The organism is Marixanthomonas spongiae (assembly GCF_003095375.1).
GTDB classification, from domain to species: domain Bacteria; phylum Bacteroidota; class Bacteroidia; order Flavobacteriales; family Flavobacteriaceae; genus Marixanthomonas; species Marixanthomonas spongiae.
The window spans coordinates 281,225-297,373 of sequence record NZ_QEHR01000006.1; the positions used below are offsets into that span (position 1 = coordinate 281,225).

11 protein-coding genes are annotated in these 16,149 nt (G+C 42.1%); 4 read left to right on the top strand and 7 right to left on the bottom strand.

Annotated elements, in window-relative coordinates; genetic code table 11:
* The first annotated feature begins 8 nt into the window (after positions 1-8).
* Genes DDV96_RS10960 through DDV96_RS10970 form a run of 3 tightly spaced genes read left to right on the top strand, consistent with a single transcriptional unit; the run spans position 9 to position 4,039 of the window.
* Positions 9-395, top strand: coding sequence for a hotdog family protein (locus DDV96_RS10960; protein ID WP_240607703.1), 387 nt, complete (start codon positions 9-11; stop codon positions 393-395).
* A complete protein-coding gene (locus DDV96_RS10965; RefSeq protein WP_240607704.1) occupies positions 382-1,611 on the top strand; it encodes a DUF2062 domain-containing protein in 1,230 nt (409 codons plus the stop codon). The genes DDV96_RS10960 and DDV96_RS10965 overlap by 14 nt, the downstream gene beginning before the upstream one ends.
* Positions 1,604-4,039: an MMPL family transporter gene (locus DDV96_RS10970; protein ID WP_116694809.1), complete on the top strand. Its 2,436-nt coding sequence runs from the start codon at positions 1,604-1,606 to the stop codon at positions 4,037-4,039. Before DDV96_RS10965 ends, DDV96_RS10970 begins: the two co-directional genes overlap by 8 nt.
* 520 nt (positions 4,040-4,559) lie before the next feature.
* Here the strand turns inward: DDV96_RS10970 and DDV96_RS10980 are convergent.
* The 6 genes from DDV96_RS10980 to DDV96_RS15860 form a co-directional block, all read right to left on the bottom strand.
* Positions 4,560-5,642 carry a T9SS type A sorting domain-containing protein gene (locus DDV96_RS10980; protein WP_116694811.1) on the bottom strand — a complete coding sequence of 361 codons (1,083 nt, stop codon included), beginning with the start codon at positions 5,640-5,642 and terminating at the stop codon, positions 4,560-4,562.
* A 340-nt stretch (positions 5,643-5,982) separates the two neighbouring features.
* Positions 5,983-7,068 carry a DUF7452 domain-containing protein gene (locus tag DDV96_RS10985; RefSeq protein WP_165806006.1) on the bottom strand — a complete coding sequence of 362 codons (1,086 nt, stop codon included), beginning with the start codon at positions 7,066-7,068 and terminating at the stop codon, positions 5,983-5,985.
* Between the two features lie 442 nt (positions 7,069-7,510).
* The gene (locus DDV96_RS10990) at positions 7,511-8,053 is read right to left on the bottom strand and encodes a DUF4136 domain-containing protein (protein ID WP_116694813.1); all 543 of its coding nucleotides are present in this window, start codon (positions 8,051-8,053) and stop codon (positions 7,511-7,513) included.
* A 12-nt stretch (positions 8,054-8,065) separates the two neighbouring features.
* Positions 8,066-10,045: a urocanate hydratase gene (locus DDV96_RS10995; RefSeq protein ID WP_116694814.1), complete on the bottom strand. Its 1,980-nt coding sequence runs from the start codon at positions 10,043-10,045 to the stop codon at positions 8,066-8,068.
* A gap of 74 nt (positions 10,046-10,119) precedes the next feature.
* Positions 10,120-10,500, bottom strand: a complete 381-nt coding sequence (locus DDV96_RS11000; RefSeq protein WP_116694815.1) for a GxxExxY protein — start codon at positions 10,498-10,500, stop codon at positions 10,120-10,122.
* 76 nt (positions 10,501-10,576) lie between these two features.
* Complete coding sequence (locus DDV96_RS15860) at positions 10,577-10,738, bottom strand: DUF5522 domain-containing protein (protein ID WP_165806007.1); 162 nt, start codon at positions 10,736-10,738, stop codon at positions 10,577-10,579.
* Positions 10,739-10,895: 157 nt separating this feature from the next.
* On the opposite strand from DDV96_RS15860, the gene DDV96_RS11005 reads away from it, so the two are divergent.
* A complete protein-coding gene (locus DDV96_RS11005; protein WP_116694816.1) occupies positions 10,896-11,210 on the top strand; it encodes a hypothetical protein in 315 nt (104 codons plus the stop codon).
* 331 nt (positions 11,211-11,541) lie between these two features.
* Here DDV96_RS11005 and DDV96_RS11010 read toward each other — a convergent pair whose 3' ends face one another.
* Positions 11,542-16,146 (bottom strand): Ig-like domain-containing protein, encoded by a 4,605-nt coding sequence (locus tag DDV96_RS11010; protein ID WP_116694817.1) that lies wholly within the window; start codon positions 16,144-16,146, stop codon positions 11,542-11,544.
* Between the last annotated feature and the right edge of the window lie 3 nt (positions 16,147-16,149).

The window sequence follows — 16,149 nt, forward strand, 5'->3', positions numbered from 1 at the left end:
CCATGTTAATGCCCAATTTATATCAGGTTTTAAAGAAAGAAGTAGTTGACGAAACTACTATTTCGGTAACAGTAGAGGTGGATAAAAACCATCAAGTTTTTGAAGGTCATTTCCCCGAAAATCCAGTTATGCCGGGGGTTTGTATGCTTCAGGTCATCAAAGAACTTTCCGAAACACATTTGGAAACAGGGCTTTTTCTTCAAAAGCTGTCTAACGTGAAATTCACATCGGTAATGAACCCCCAAGTCCGTCCTCAACTTGTTTTGAACCTTACTTTCAGCAAGAAAAACAACGAGATAACGGTAAAAAACACCAGTACGTTCCCAAATGGGACGGTAGTGTTAAAATGTAATGCTATTTTTGTGCAAACAAAGCGCGTGCATGAAACTGCCTGAGCAACATATAATGCAACCCAAATATCTTGAAACTACCCAAAAACTCAAGCAGTACAACTGTTGTGTGTTAATACCTACGTACAACAATTATAAAACGCTAAAACGGGTGTTGGACGGCGTTTTGGAATATACCGATGCTGTTGTTTTGGTCAACGACGGTTCTACCGATGAAACACTTCAAATTCTTTCCAGGTATCCACAAATAGAACAGATTCATATCAACAAAAACCAAGGAAAAGGATATGCACTAAAAAAAGGCTTTAAACACGCCGTTTCTTTTGGTTTTGATTATGCCATAACGTTAGATAGTGACGGGCAGCATTTCCCTTCGGACATCCCGATTTTTATCAATGCATTGGATACTTCAAAAAACAAAAACCTGTTGTTGATAGGCGACCGGAAGATGAATGAGTCCGATGTGCTCGCACAAAGCCGAAAAGGCAACAACGTGTCCAGTTTTTGGGTACGGGCGGTAACCGATCTGGAGCTGCACGACACCCAATCGGGGTTTCGGTTGTATCCCATTAAATATTTGAAAGAACTTTCTTTTTTCAGAAACACCAAAAAATTTGAATTTGAAGTGGAAGTGCTCGTAAAAGCACATTGGGCCGGTACATTGGTTAAAAATGTGCCCATTAAAGTATTGTACGACCTCGACGAACGGGTTTCGCATTTCCGACCATTTATGGATATTGCCCGAATTACCATTTTGATCATTTGGTTTTTGATCGTAAAGTATTTTTATATTCGTCCGAGGGATTTTTTCAGAAAAGTAAAGCAAATGGGCTTGCGGCAATTTTTACGGGAAGAAGTGCTTGGGAGCAACGATTCGCCGGAAAAGAAAGCACTTTCGGTCGCTTTGGGTCTGTTTATTGGGTTATCGCCACTTTGGGGTTTTCATACGGTTATCGTTATTTTTCTTGCCATAGCCCTAAAACTGAACAAAGTGATTGCTTTTGCTTTTTCAAACATCAGTCTGCCACCGTTTATTCCGTTTGTTTTTCTGGCCAGTTTAACCACAGGTTATTGGGTGTTGGGGCAGAAAAATGAAGCCACCCTGGCCAGCGTTACCGATAATTTTGAAGTGATCACCTCGCTAAAAGCCTATTTTGTGGGAAGTATCGTGCTTTCGGTTGGAGCGGCGCTTATTTTGGGAAGTTTGTCCTATTTGTGTTTTTATCTGTTTGATACTAAGAGAATACAGCCAGATGGATAGATTTTTTTTCAAACTATATACATCGATTCAGAAACAGAAAGCAGTCTTTTTTATTGTTCTGGCTTTAGTATGTATTGGATTAGCTTCTCTAGCATTTCAAGTTACGTTTGAAGAAGATATTTCTAAGTTAATCCCTTCCAATTCAGAAAATGAAGAATTTCAAAAGGTTTTAAAGAACATCCGTTTTACCGATAAAGTGATCGTAAACATCAAAAAAGAAAACGGTACGACCGAGGATCTGGTTGATTATGCTTCGACCTTGAACGATAGTCTGATTCCACTTAAAAACCAATACATAAAAAACATTCAAGGCACGACGGAAGAAGAAACCTTCTTTGAAACCATGGATTTTGTGTACAACAACCTGCCATTGTTCCTTACCGAATTAGATTATGAACGTTTGGAAAAAAAAGTGTCTAAAGACAGTATTGCCAAAATCATGAAGGAGAATTACAAAACCTTGGTTTCGCCTTCCGGGATACTCGCAAAAAAGCAACTTTTAAAAGATCCGTTACACATTACAGACCTCGCTTTGCAAAACTTAAAAAACCTAGGAATTGAAGACGGTTTTAAACTTAAAGATGGCTTTGTCATGACCAAGGATGAACAGCACATTTTATTGTTTATTACCCCAAACTTCCCGTCTTCAGACTCAGAAAAAAATACTGTTTTTACGGAGAAGCTATATGAAATACAAGAGCAGTTGCGTGTAAAATTCGACTCCAAAATAACCAGTGATTTTTACGGAGCGTCTTTTATTGCTGCTGCAAACGCTAAACAGATTAAAAAAGATATCCAATTGACCATCGGGATTGCATTGACAATTTTACTATTAATTTTCATTGCGTTTTACCGTAGTATCTGGATTCCGTTGATTATTTTGTTTCCTACCATTTTTGGTGCGTTGGTGTCAGTTGCTTTTTTAGTGTTGATCAGGCCACAACTTTCGGCTATATCGTTGGGGATTGGCTCTATTTTGTTGGGGATTACCTTAGATTATTCTTTACATATCCTTACACATATAAAAAATGGCGAAACCGGCAAGCAATTATACAAAAGCATTACCAAGCCTATCCTAATGAGCAGTTTTACAACGGCCTTGGCTTTTCTGTGTTTGCTTTTTATCAAGTCGCAAGCGTTGCAAGCTCTCGGGATTTTTGCGGCTGTAAGTGTGTTGGGTGCTTCGGTTATGGCGTTGGTGTTTATTCCACAGGTTTATAAAAGGAAGTCGGTTGCAAATACAAAAAAGAAAACCATTTTCAATCGTGTTGCAACCTATCCCATCCATAAAAACAAAGTGGTCGTTGGTTGTCTAATTGTTTTGTTGGTAGTTAGTTGTTTTAGTTATAATTCGGTTGCATTCAATAAAGATTTAGAGCAATTGAATTACAAACCAGACCAGCTCGTTAAAGCTGAAAAAGAATTGGAGACGATAACTAATTCGGTGTCAAAATCGGTGTATGTTGCCACCTATAACAGTACTTTAGAAAAGACATTGCAGCAAAATGATTCCGTTTATGCTTTGTTGAAAGGATTGGAAAAACAATCAGAAATTGAGGCTTTTAACTCGGTTGGGGGTTTGGTTTCTTCGGAAGAAAAACAAAATGAAAAAATTCAAAAATGGAACCGTTTTTGGAAACCAGAACGGCTTGAAAATGTAACATATTCCATTAAAAATACTTCAGAAAACTTAGGTTTTAAACCAAATGCATTTTCATCGTTTTATGAACTGTTAACCTCCAGTTTTAAACCTTTACAGTTATCTGAATACCCTGAATTCGGAAGCAACATGATTGCAGATTATATTTCAGAAGGAGATGATTTTGTTACAATAACTTCGGTTGTTAAAACAAACGAAAGCCAAATGGAAAACCTTCAAACAAAAGTAGAACAACTGCAAAACACACTAATAATTGACCGTAAGCAACTCAATGAAACGTTACTGAATACGTTACAAAATGATTTTAACAGCTTGCTTCGGTACTGTTTTGGCGTGGTTGTTTTGGCCTTACTGTTGTTTTATCGAAATTGGAAATTGGTTGTTGTGACAACCGTCCCTATCTGTCTAACATGGCTGTTGACCATCGGGGTTATGGGAGTATTTCAATTGCAATTCAACGTGTTCAACAGTATTATTTCAGCATTTATATTTGGTTTGGGTGTCGATTACAGCATTTTTATAACCAACGCTTTGTTGAATAATGAAAAAACAAACAGCTTGGCAACACATAAAACGGCTATATTGCTTTCGGTGATCACGACCATTTTAGGAATTGGCGTCTTGGTTTTTGCCAAACATCCGGCTTTGCATTCGGTTGCGTTGGTTTCAGTAATCGGTATTTTTTCGGCTATGTTAATTGCATTTACCGTTCAGCCTTTGTTGTTTAATCTTCTTATTTTTAGAAAAAAAATAGTCGTGTCCGACTAAGACTTAAGTCATTCATTCAGGCTCGTCCAATATTGCGAACCTATCTAACTCTAAAATGGAGTGTCTTTTATGGAAATCAGGAAACTAATGCCCAAACCCTATGAGTCAGTAGTGCTTTCAAACCCTTAACGTAAGTTTAGGCAGGCACATTCATAAAACACTAAAACCTTTGTAAAACCAAGGGTTTACAAATAATTTGTGATGTGACGATACAAGGAATTTCTGATTTGCAAGATCGTCTTTTTTTTCCTTTCTCAGTGAGAATTACCACCTGTACTATCTACGTTTCCTTAAAAACCAATGCCATCTAAGCCATGAATAAGAAAGACCAGAAGCTCCGTTGCCGCCAGCAGCATAGATATTGACTTTAAACGGAAGGAGAAAATGCCAAAGGACACCAAAACAAAAAAAACAAGAAAACTTGAAGGTTTAACTTTTAGGGCTATTTGCTTAATATACCAAAAAAGGGAAAAGTGCCACACACCTCTCCCTTTTAAGATACTAAACAAAAAACAACTTTTTAGATTTTTATTAGCTTTACCGATTGAACGGCGTTGCCAGCCTGTACCTTTGCAATATAGTTACCTGCGGCAAGTCCCGAAATGTTCATAGTGAACGCATTGCTGTCGTTTCCAGAAACTTGTTGTACCTCTTGGCCCAAGATGTTGTAGATGGCGATGTTTGAGATTGCCTCACTTGATGTAAAGGTAACTTCGCCCTGTGTTGGGTTGGGATAAGAGCTTACAGTTGCAATGATTTCATTTTCTTCAACTCCTAAGGTTGGGTCAGCCACATATATGTTGAACATGGCATCTTCTGGCATAGGGGAAGAATCTTCTGTATAAATGGTCCAGTTGGTACCATTGTACCATACGCCAAGGGTATGATCCACAATTACATTGCTGCTATTACCACTCGATCCCCAATTGTGGGTGATTACTGGATAGGCCTCTGGTTTCCCATTCAGGCTTGGGTGGTCTATAAGCGTGTAATTTGAGGAAATATTTCCGGCTGTGGCCGTATGTTTGAATGCTGTGGCACCGCCGGTACCTTCATCAAGTAAAAGATCAAAGGCAGCTTGTGCAGGTATGTTTACACTGGTATCTTCATTATAAATGTACCAATAATCGTCACCGTTATCATAATATACTCCATAATTGTGGTTATTTCGTACGTTATCGTAATAGTTGGTGCAAATAATGATCGCGTCTGGATTGCCATTGATGGTCGAATTGTCGATTTTTACTTTATAATCGGTACCATCTGCCACAATGCCCCAGTCTAATCCACCATCGATAATGTGGATGTTGTAAGATGAGCCTTCCACCATAGAGCTGGAATTTTCATTGTACACCATCCATCTGGAGGTGCTTGTGTTGTAATAGCTTCCGGTAACGTTATCGTTGTATTGCACGCCGCCATTATCGAGGTTGTGCGTTACCATAAACATTCTACTGGGGTCACCGTTTAAATCTGGGTGGTCCAGTTCAGTGGCATCACTAGTAATATTGCTTGATGTTGCCGTGTGCACAAAAACTTTATCCTGTGCTACTGCTGCTGTAAAGAGCAGCATACTTAAAAATGTAAAAATCTTTTTCATCATACTAAGTTTAATTATTGTTATATTCTATAATGGGGGTAAAAGTCTAAAACATATAGGGCTTTGGCAATATGCAATGATTGTATGGTCGGTTTGAATGAGTGAACGCCCTAATTGTTCTACTGAAGTACTTTTCTTACAGAAGTTTAGATGCGGAAATAGTGCTTTTGCAACCTCAGTTAGTAGTTCAAAAGCTATTTTTTAGATGGGATGGACTATCTTTTCAGAAAGAAAAATAATGATAGTTACTCTTTTCAGAATTAAAAGAAAACGAAAAGACTAGCCTGCATGAAAAAAGGGTGCCTAAACACCCTTCTCTCGAATACTAAACAAAAAACAATTATTAGATCTTGATCAATTTTACAGATTGAACGGCGTTTCCAGCCTGTACCTTGGCAATGTAATTCCCGCTCGCAAGTCCTGAAATGTCCATAGTAAACGCATTGCTGTTGTTTCCAGAAACCTGTTGTACCTCTTGGCCCAAAATATTGTAGATGGCGATGGTCGAGATCGCTTCATTTGCCGTAAAGGTAACTTTGCCGTTTGTAGGGTTGGGATAGGAACTTACAGCTGCAATGGTCTCGTTTTCCTCAACTCCTAAGGTTGGATCGGCAACATATACATTGAATTTTGCGTTTTCTGGCATAGGGGAAACATCTTCGGTGTAAATGGTCCAGTTGCTACCATCGTACCAAACTCCAAAGGTGTTGTCCATTACGATGTTGCTGGCATCACCACCTGTCCCCCAGTTATGAGCTATCACCGGATAGGCATTTGGTTTGCCATTTAAACTGGGATGGTCTATAATGGTATAGTTGCTGACTATATTACTTGCCGTAGCCGAATGCGAAAACGCCGTAGCGCCACCGGTACCTTCATCGATCAATATAGAGAAAACTGCTCCGGCTGGGATGTCGACAGTGGTTTCTTCATTGTATATGTACCATCTGTTTTCGGTACTATTATAGTAGAATCCGTGATTGTTGTCGTTGTACACACTATTGGGGTTCCAATAGGTAGCGTACACCATAACCGCATTTGGATTTCCATTAATGTCTGGATCGTTTAACTGCAATTCATAACTGGATCCATCTGCTTCGACATTGATCATCTTGCCACCATCAGGGATATAGATGTTGTATGAAGAGCCTTCTACCATATCAGTGCCATCTTCATTAAATACAGCCCACTGCGAAAGGGAGGTGCTGTAAAACGTACCTGTTACGTGGTCGTTGTATTGTACCCCGCCATTTTCTAAATTGTGGGTAACGATAAAATTTGCGGAACCGTTCCCATTCAAATCTGGGTGGTCCAAAATAGTGGCTGCAGCCGATATGTTGCTGGCAGTGGCTGTGTGCACAAACACCTTGTCTTGTGCTAATGCTACTGTGAAAAGCAGCATGCTTAAAAATGTAAAAATTGTTTTCATAATACTAAGTTTTAAATTGTTAATTAAATTACTGACACCAAAAGTAGCGCGCATTGTTTTGATTATCAGCAGGTATTGCCTTGTAATTGTAAGGGGCGAATCCCCTTTTTTACTCGAGGGTATTACCATTAAAACAAATATATGTGCAGAAAGCAAATGTCGTTTTCAACTATGTAACAAAGTATAAGACGTATGTAACATAGGTGGAAAATTTCACAAAACAATATAGAAAGAGGATACTTGGTCAATGGTGTGAATAGGCTGGTTTAACCATAAGGGATAGAACGTTTGGCACAGCATTCTCAAGGTGTTAAGTGAGGATTTTTAATACGTTGTGTTCTTTGAGGTTATTATTATCATTGTGGAGAATTAGTTTTGGCAAACCTCATCAGTTACGAAAAAAGCAAAAAAAAAGCCCCCGAAAACCGAGGGCCAATAATCATTATTTTTTCATTGTTCCGGGCGGGTATTCCGCTAAAATTTCAGAAACGATTTCCCGGATGCGTTTTTCTTTTGCTTCTATATTTCCATCACTTATAAGCCGGGCGCTGCCTATGCCTTGCCATACCAATTCGTTGGTCTTGGCGTCGATAAGGTCTATGTAGAGGCTACCTTCGGTAGAACGGGAAACAGAACTACCGTAATAACTGCCGTAGTACCAAGGGCTCCAGCCCCAACCATAGCCAAAGTTGTTGTTGTAGACGTCCACGCGTTCACGTTCTTTGGTGAAAATGCTCACCAAAAGATCCGCCTCTTTACTTTTAACAAGACCTTTGGCGCTCAATTGGGCATCAATTGCGCGAAGGATGCGTTTTTTGTCCAGATCGTTTATTTCGGCCTTGTCAATTCCTGGTTTGTAAAATGCATAGGTATTGTAGGTGTCAAAATTCGCTTTCCTATCGTAATCGGTTGCTACTTTTACGGTACTGCAAGAGCTGGCAACCACCAGTAGCAGCATTATGGGTATCAGTTTCCAAGTTTTCATAATGTAATGTTTTTAAAGTAAGTCATCGTCAACGAAATTGGGTAGCGTTACCTGAAGGTTTGGATTGTTGTCCATTGCCCGTTTTATGGCAAAGACCGCTCCGTCATTCCGTGCCCAACTACGGCGTGCAATGCCGTTGTTTACATCCCAAAACAGCATACTTTCCAACCGTCGTTGCGCATCTATAGTACCATCAAGAACCATACCGAAGCCACCGTTTATTACTTCGCCCCAGCCAACACCACCGCCGTTGTGAATGCTCACCCAAGTAGCACCGCGAAAGCTATCGCCAATAACGTTTTGTATGGCCATATCGGCTGTGAAACGGCTGCCATCGTAAATGTTTGAAGTTTCCCGGTAAGGCGAATCGGTGCCAGAAACGTCGTGGTGGTCACGGCCTAATACCACTGGGCCTATCTTACCATCTTTAATGGCTTTGTTGAAGGCGGAAGCTATTTTGGTGCGTCCGTTGGCATCGGCATACAAAATACGGGCTTGCGAGCCGACCACCAATTTATTTTCTTGCGCCCCTTTAATCCATTTGATGTTATCCTGCATTTGCTGTTGGATTTCCTTGGGCGAATCGTTCATTAATTCTTGAAGGACTTCGGAAGCAATTTCGTCTGTTTTTTGAAGGTCTTCCGGTTTTCCAGACGTACAGACCCATCTGAAAGGACCGAAGCCATAATCAAAACACATGGGGCCCATAATGTCCTGTACATACGATGGATAGATGAATTCTTTGTTTGGTTCTTCGGAAAGAATATCGGCGCCGGCACGGGAAGCTTCTAACAGGAAAGCGTTGCCGTAGTCGAAAAAGTAAGTGCCTTTTTCGGTGTGTTTTTTAATTGCTGCAGCGTGACGGCGGAGGCTCTCCTGTACTTTTTCTTTGAAGGTTTCAGGATCGTTGGCCATCATATCGTTGGCTTCTTCATAGCTCATCCCGGCAGGATAATACCCGCCCGCCCATGGATTGTGCAAGGAGGTTTGGTCGCTTCCTAAATCGATTTTAATATTTTCTTTGGCAAAATGCTCCCATACATCCACTACATTGCCATCATAGGCAATGGAAACAGTTTCTTTTTCTGAAACCGCTTTGCGCACTCGGTTGGCAAGTTCTGTAACATTTGAAATCACTTCATCTACCCAGCCTTGCTCGTGGCGGGTTTGGGTTGCTTTTTTATTGACTTCGGCACAAACCGTTACACAACCTGAAATGTTACCAGCTTTAGGCTGTGCGCCACTCATGCCGCCAAGTCCAGAGGTTACAAACAAGCCTCCTTGTGGTTGTTTGTTGATTTTTCTGAAACCATTGAGTACGGTAATCGTTGTACCATGGACAATCCCTTGCGGACCAATATACATAAAACTCCCAGCGGTCATTTGTCCGTACTGCGTAACGCCCAGGGCGTTGAACTTTTCCCAATCATCTGGTTTAGAATAGTTGGGGATCATCATACCGTTGGTGACCACTACCCGTGGCGCATCTTTATGGCTGGGGAACAAGCCCATGGGATGCCCCGAATACATGGCGAGGGTCTGCTCGTCGGTCATTTGTGAGAGGTACTGCATGGTCAACAGGTATTGTGCCCAGTTTTGGAACACAGCCCCATTACCACCGTAGGTAATCAATTCGTGTGGGTGTTGTGCTACTGCATAGTCCAGGTTGTTCTGTATCATGAGCATAATGGCTTTTGCCTGCTGGCTTTTGCCCGGGTATTCGTGTATGGGGCGGGCGTACATATCATAATCTGGACGGAAACGGTACATATAGATGCGTCCGTATTCTTCTAATTCTGCTTTAAATTCTGGTAGAAGGGTGGCGTGGTGTTTTTTATCAAAGTACCGTAGGGCATTGCGTAAAGCGAGTTTTTTTTTTTCAGTTGTAAGGATTTCTTTACGCTTTGGTGCGTGGTTGCGTTCGGTATCGTAAGGTTTTGGTTTTGGCAATTGGTCTGGAATGCCTTGTTGTATTTCTTGTGTAAAAGTCATGTATATTCTATTTTTATTTGTGTGTTGTGTGTCTCTGTGATTAGCCTACCACAAAGCCACAAAGGTCACAGAGGTTAAAGATAACCATTCAATACTCTTTTAATGCCATCTACCACTTTCACTTCATTAAAATTGATCAATAATCCTAGTTTAATATCGGTCAATTTTAAATATGTTAAGATTTGGGCCGTATGAATAGGAGCGAGGCAGTCGATAGATTTTATTTCAATGATTACTTTTTCATTTACGATAAGGTCTAACCTATATCCTGCGTTGAGTTTAATATTTTTATATACTACAGGAAGTGCAACCTGTTGTCTAATTTGCAAACCTAAAAGTTTTAGTTCGTGCGCCAAACAAACCTCATACGTGCTTTCCAATAAGCCAGGGCCTAATTGTTTGTGCACGGCTATGGCTGCCCCAATTATTTTTGATGAAAGCTCATTTTCTGTCATTGTTCAATTTCTTGGTGTTCTTTGTGCCTTTGTGGTTAATTCCTCACAAAGCGACAAAGATGTATGGCTTTATTTACTATTTTTTTTTAACATTAAACCCATACGGACAGTGCCTACAACCACTTTCACAACAATAGCCACGTTTTAAATGGTATTGCTCGGTAAAGCACTTGTAGCCTTCGGGCGTCAGGTAATAATCGCCTTCTTCGATAGGTATTCTTTTTTTGGGAAATAGCATGGGGTAAAAATACAAAATTCAGTGGTCAGTATTCAGCTTTAGTGCGCAGTATTCGGTAAGCTGTTTTAAATAGGTTAAATTGTAAACTAAAACTTAAAATTGTTTAGGTTTATTGCCATGGTTTTTCTTACATTCAACTTACCCCTAACAACTACATATGATTGTCTTGGTAAATCGGTTTTTATTGCGGAAAAAGTTTGCTGGTGTGGCCTTGTGGCCTTTTCTAATAATTAAAGAGCCTTCCCTTAAAGCCGATGCTGTTTTTATGAACCATGAACGTATTCACCTACGCCAACAGGCAGAACTCTTGGTCCTGTTTTTTTATTTGTGGTATGTTATTGAATATGCCATACGCTTGTTACAGTACCGAAATTACTATGCAGCATACCGAAACATTAGTTTTGAACGGGAGGCGTATGCCAAGGAAGAAGTGATATTGTATTTACAAAAAAGACCTTTTTGGGGTTTTTAAGGTATGTGTAAATAGATAGCTTTTATTTACTGAAATTAGATCAATTATAGGAATATTAAAGCTTCTTTCTAATATTGTAGGAAAAAAGCGTTTTATTCTTACAAAACAATGAACTATCTATGAAGTATCTATGAAGTATCTATGAAGTTGACCCGTCCTAAAATAGTTATACAGGTTACTAAATAAATCCTGGTATAATTGAACAATACTTTTCATATTGACGATGATGAGCTTTTTAAATTTGAAGATTTGGGTTGTGAATGAAACGAGTACAATAAAAAAAGCCCGAAGCGTTATACGGCTCCGGGCTTGTTATCAAGTTTGTCTTGGGCTATTTTTTAATCAGTTTTTTGGTGACTGTTCCCATTTCGGTTTCGATTTTCACAAAGTAAACCCCTGTTTTTAAACTGGACACCCTCACTTGGTGTTGGGTGATTCCAGGCCCTATTTTGGATGTTATGCTTCTGCCCATCACATCGAACACCACAATGTTTTTCAATGGGTTGTTGGGCGATACAATGTGTAGTACTTCGTTGACTGGGTTGGGGTACATCACCAAATTGGCAAGGTGTTCTTCCACCCCCAAAATCCCTGGGGTTTTAAACTGTAGGGTAAACCGGTTGCTAAATTGCCCTTTCCCGGCCGCGAACACATAGTCTTCTTCGCTCAGGTTGGTTACGATACCGTTTTTGTTGTCGATTAAATACACCTCGGCTTCTGTTATCTGGCTTCCTTCTACATCATTTATGGAGATGTGGTAGGTGGCCTGCTCGTCCACTTGAGTGTCGAAGCCCAATTGAACCTGTGCTTGTTCTTTAAAAGCAGCCCTTCCCTGAATGGCCAATTGCTCGCCCGAAGGCAGTTCAGAATACAAGGAAACCGGGGTGGCCAGGCGTTTGCTGTCGTAAGCAGGGTCAAAGCCATCTGTGGCATTGCCCAGAAAGCCTATTAAAATGGCGCTTCCCATTTCCCACTTTTCATTATACACATTTAGCCAGATGCGGTCATTCTCAAGTGAAGGCCGTCTGTACGTGTCATTATTGCCCGTAACCCGCATGCTGTTGTTAAACACTGCAGTGGCTGCAGCAGTGGTCTTCACGCCAAAACCTTGTCCTGAGGCGATGTATCCGTTGGGCTCGGTTGAGGTACCGGGATCGTTTCCGGCCGCTGTTCCGCCCGTGGCGTTATACATAGAGATGTCGCTCATATTATAATTGTTGGGGTTGTAACCCGGGTATGACGGATTTGGCGCCGTTAAGTGCTCCCAAAAATACAAGGTCTGTACAGTTGTGTTTGCAGCCAAAAAGGCATCGGCATCAATTGCGGAAGGATAGGGATTGGCCAACATATTTGGGCTGCTGTTTTGGTCGCCATTGAACAACAAATCGACCGTAACCGTACCATTGTTGAGTGTTCCTTGGGTATATTCGAGGTTGAAAGTACCCGTGCCAGTAGGTGTAGTTTGTGGCCGTACCAAATAGCCTTCGCCCGGATTGATCTCTTTGGCATAATTTAACCAGTTGTCGCCATTGTCGTCGGCAAAATTCTCTGTCCATGGGAAGTTGTTTGCTACGTCCGGATTGGGCGCAAAGTTTTCCGTAAGGTGGTTGCGTACCATTACTGCCGTACTGTAAACCCCGTTCCGGCTTTCGCCTGAAACCGGGCTACCCAAGATCATAAAATCACGTGCATCGAGATGGGGCGTGGTTTTTCGTACTTTAATAACCCCATTGTTAATTACCCTTGCAGCATCGTTTGTTTGCACCAAACTGCCTTCGTGCTCTATAATTAAGGTACCGTTTATAATAAGCTCATTGCCTACATTTAGGTAATCGCCGGCATCGATGGTCAAGGTGCTGCCTTTGCGCACTTTTACGGTACAGGCATCCAAGCTGCCACCATTTGCCGTGTTATAATCTTCGGCAAACTCAACGGCCGAATTGGAATTCGGGATGTTGTTGGTCCATCCGGTACTGGTATAATTGGTTTTGTTGCTATTGTTTATCGCAGCATTGTACGCAAAAGTGTACACCAGAACCGGCGCATTGTTGGCACCGCTCTCAAAAGCATCGGCAACGCGTTTTGCGGATTGGTCTGTCAAGCTCACGCCGCTTCCTTCAATTATAAAGGCCGTGCTGTTACCTTGCTCCCAAGTACAATTGTCCACCAATTGCTGTAACAATGGGGCGATATTTGGTGTTTGTTGTGCCGATCCTGTCTGTCCCGTGCTCGTCCAAGCTGCTGGAGCCCAAGTAACGGCATTGGGAAGTTTGGTTCTGGAAGAAAGGTTGCTTGCTGTAAACGGCATGGCATTGGGGCTGTCCTCTAGATAGATTTTCAACTCAGCTGGGTTGCTGTGCGCTTCGTCCGATCGAAACTGAATATACGCATTGGTAATGGTAGCCCCGTACGGGATGTTTACGCTTTTGTAGCGCAAGCCTACTTTTTGGTAGCCGTTGGGCTGTCCAAATTTGCTGTACCCATCATACACCATTTCCAGGTCGGTGCTGTCATAATAGATAATGCCGTCTTCGGTTTCTTCCACATCGTCGTTGCCCGATTCGATACGGGAGAGTTTGGTGGTGCTGAAATTACCTACATTAATGTCTTTCGTCACTGTAAATTGACTGCAAGCATCTGAAGCAACGGCTTCAACCGTATAGCTTCCGTTGGAATACGTGTCGGTAAAACTATATGGGGCATTGGTATCTGTTTTTATCAAGGAACCGTCCACATAAAATTCAACACGCTCAATGCCCGTGCCAGCTCCAGTTACGTCAACATTCAAAGTCAGGTTGCTTCCATTGCTATAATCGTTGGGTTCATCTTCATTAAAAGCTATACCAAGTGCTTCGGTTGCATTGGCGGCATTGTAGGAGTAGGTGTACACCAGTCTGGGGGCATGTGTCGCGCTGCCATTGTACGAGTCGGCAACCCGCTTCGCGTTGGGGTCTGTCAAGCTCACCCCTGTTCCTTCTATCATAAACACACTGCTGTTGTTGGCCTGCCAGTTGCAATGGTCCACCACTTGTTGCAGCAGGCTGCTCAGATCTGGAGTTCGCTGTGCGCTCCCGGTTTGATTCTGGCTATTCCAGGCCGCTGGTTGCCAATTAACATTGCCCGAAACCCTGTTACGTCCTGAAACATTATTTGCTACATCAACAAAAGGGGCTGCGTTGCCACTATCTTCGGCATAAATCAATAAATCTGCAGAAGCACTATTTGTTTCATCGGAACGAAACTGGATATAGGCATTGGTGATTGTTGCGCCTGCAGGAATATCCAGGTTTTGAAACCGCATCCCTACAATTTGGTTGCCGGTACCGGTGCCATTGTCGCGTACCATTTCTAAGTCGGTACTATCAAAATTAAGGTTGCCGGCGTCATTTTCTTCTACATCGTCATCTCCGTTAGCAATATAAATGGTGTTTCCACCGGTAACAGTGCCCACGTTTATCGAGATTTCGGTAGTTCCCGTTTTGCCCTCTATGTCGGTAGCAACTGCCCGTACCACGTGAATTCCGTCAGTATATGTGTTTGTAAAGCCATAAGGGGCATTGGTGTCGGTATGTACCAAGACATTGTTTACATAAAAGTCCATCTGGGTGGTGCCGTTGCCTTCGTTCAATACTGAAATGTTAAGTGAAATATCCGTTCCGTCACCAAAATTGGACGGCGTACCTTTCTTAAAACTTATAATGGGTTTTAATCCTGGTTTTTCGATGACCACGACGTCCCCTTCCGAAGGATTCCAAACGTCGAGGTTTGCGGGAAGTGTAAAAGGGTCGTTGTTGGACACTTCGCCTACGCTGGCGGCATTGTCCACTTTAATGGTCCTGAGCTCAATGCGCTGTTCATCGACAAAAATAAGTTTAAACTGGTTGAACGAACCTGAGTTGCGCGTCCAACTTTTGTCGTCGTTATTGGTTCGCGTAGGTGCGCCCCAACAGCCTTCACCGGCATATACGGTACCGTTTTCATCATCCCGTATAAAACCTTCGTCGCTTCCAGAACCGTTTGATGGCATAACGGGCCACGTAGTCTTTACCGTATGGGAATCACAATCTACGACCAAGCGCACGCCTTCGTCATAAAACAGTTGTGCCCAAGCATTGTATTCGGCATTCCCTTCCGATTTTCCTGAAGTGTGCGGCCGCATAGGTTTGTGGTACTGTGCTCCTTTCCACGTAACATCACTATTGGCTGCCAAGTCATTCTGCAGCCAAGTCAATTGGTTTCCGGAAACCGATATTTCAGAATTCAACGTATAACTTCTAAACAGGTTATTGCCAAAGGTAATGGCATAATATGAATCTGAAGTTGGGGTGTCAAAAAGATTGTATATCACCGTAGTGCTTTCGTGATTTCCACGGGTGGGTACTATGGGGATCATTCGCCCGTCGCTGGCCGTGGTCAATTGCCAATCGTCAAACCAGTCTTGCCATTCTGAACTGGTGTCTTGATTGGTCATGTCGCCTCCAAAAAGTACGGCTTGGGGCTTTAGTTTTGCTACTAAGGAATTTGCATTTTGACGTGGAACCCGATTATTTCGGGAATCGCCACCAGCAATAAAGGACAGCCTGCTATTATCGGCCGGTGCGGTCCTGAACCAAAACCGTTGGCTGGTGCCTTCGCTATCGTGAATTACAAAATAATAATTGGTGTCTGGGGTAAGGCCTGTGATACGTGCAAACTGATTGTTCATCCCTCTGGCGTTCACGGCACGGTCCACGGTTTTGCTGCTTGGGTATTGTGTGTAGTTGGTGCCAAAATCGGTTGGCCCATAATGCACGGTTGGGTTGGCCCCCGATATCTGGTTCCACGCCACGGTTATGGTGGTGGTGGGATCTGTGGTCATGATAAGGCGATACTTATCGTTATTTGCATAGAGTGCAAAACAACTGCACAGCAATAAGTAGGTAAAAAGTTGTTTCATAAA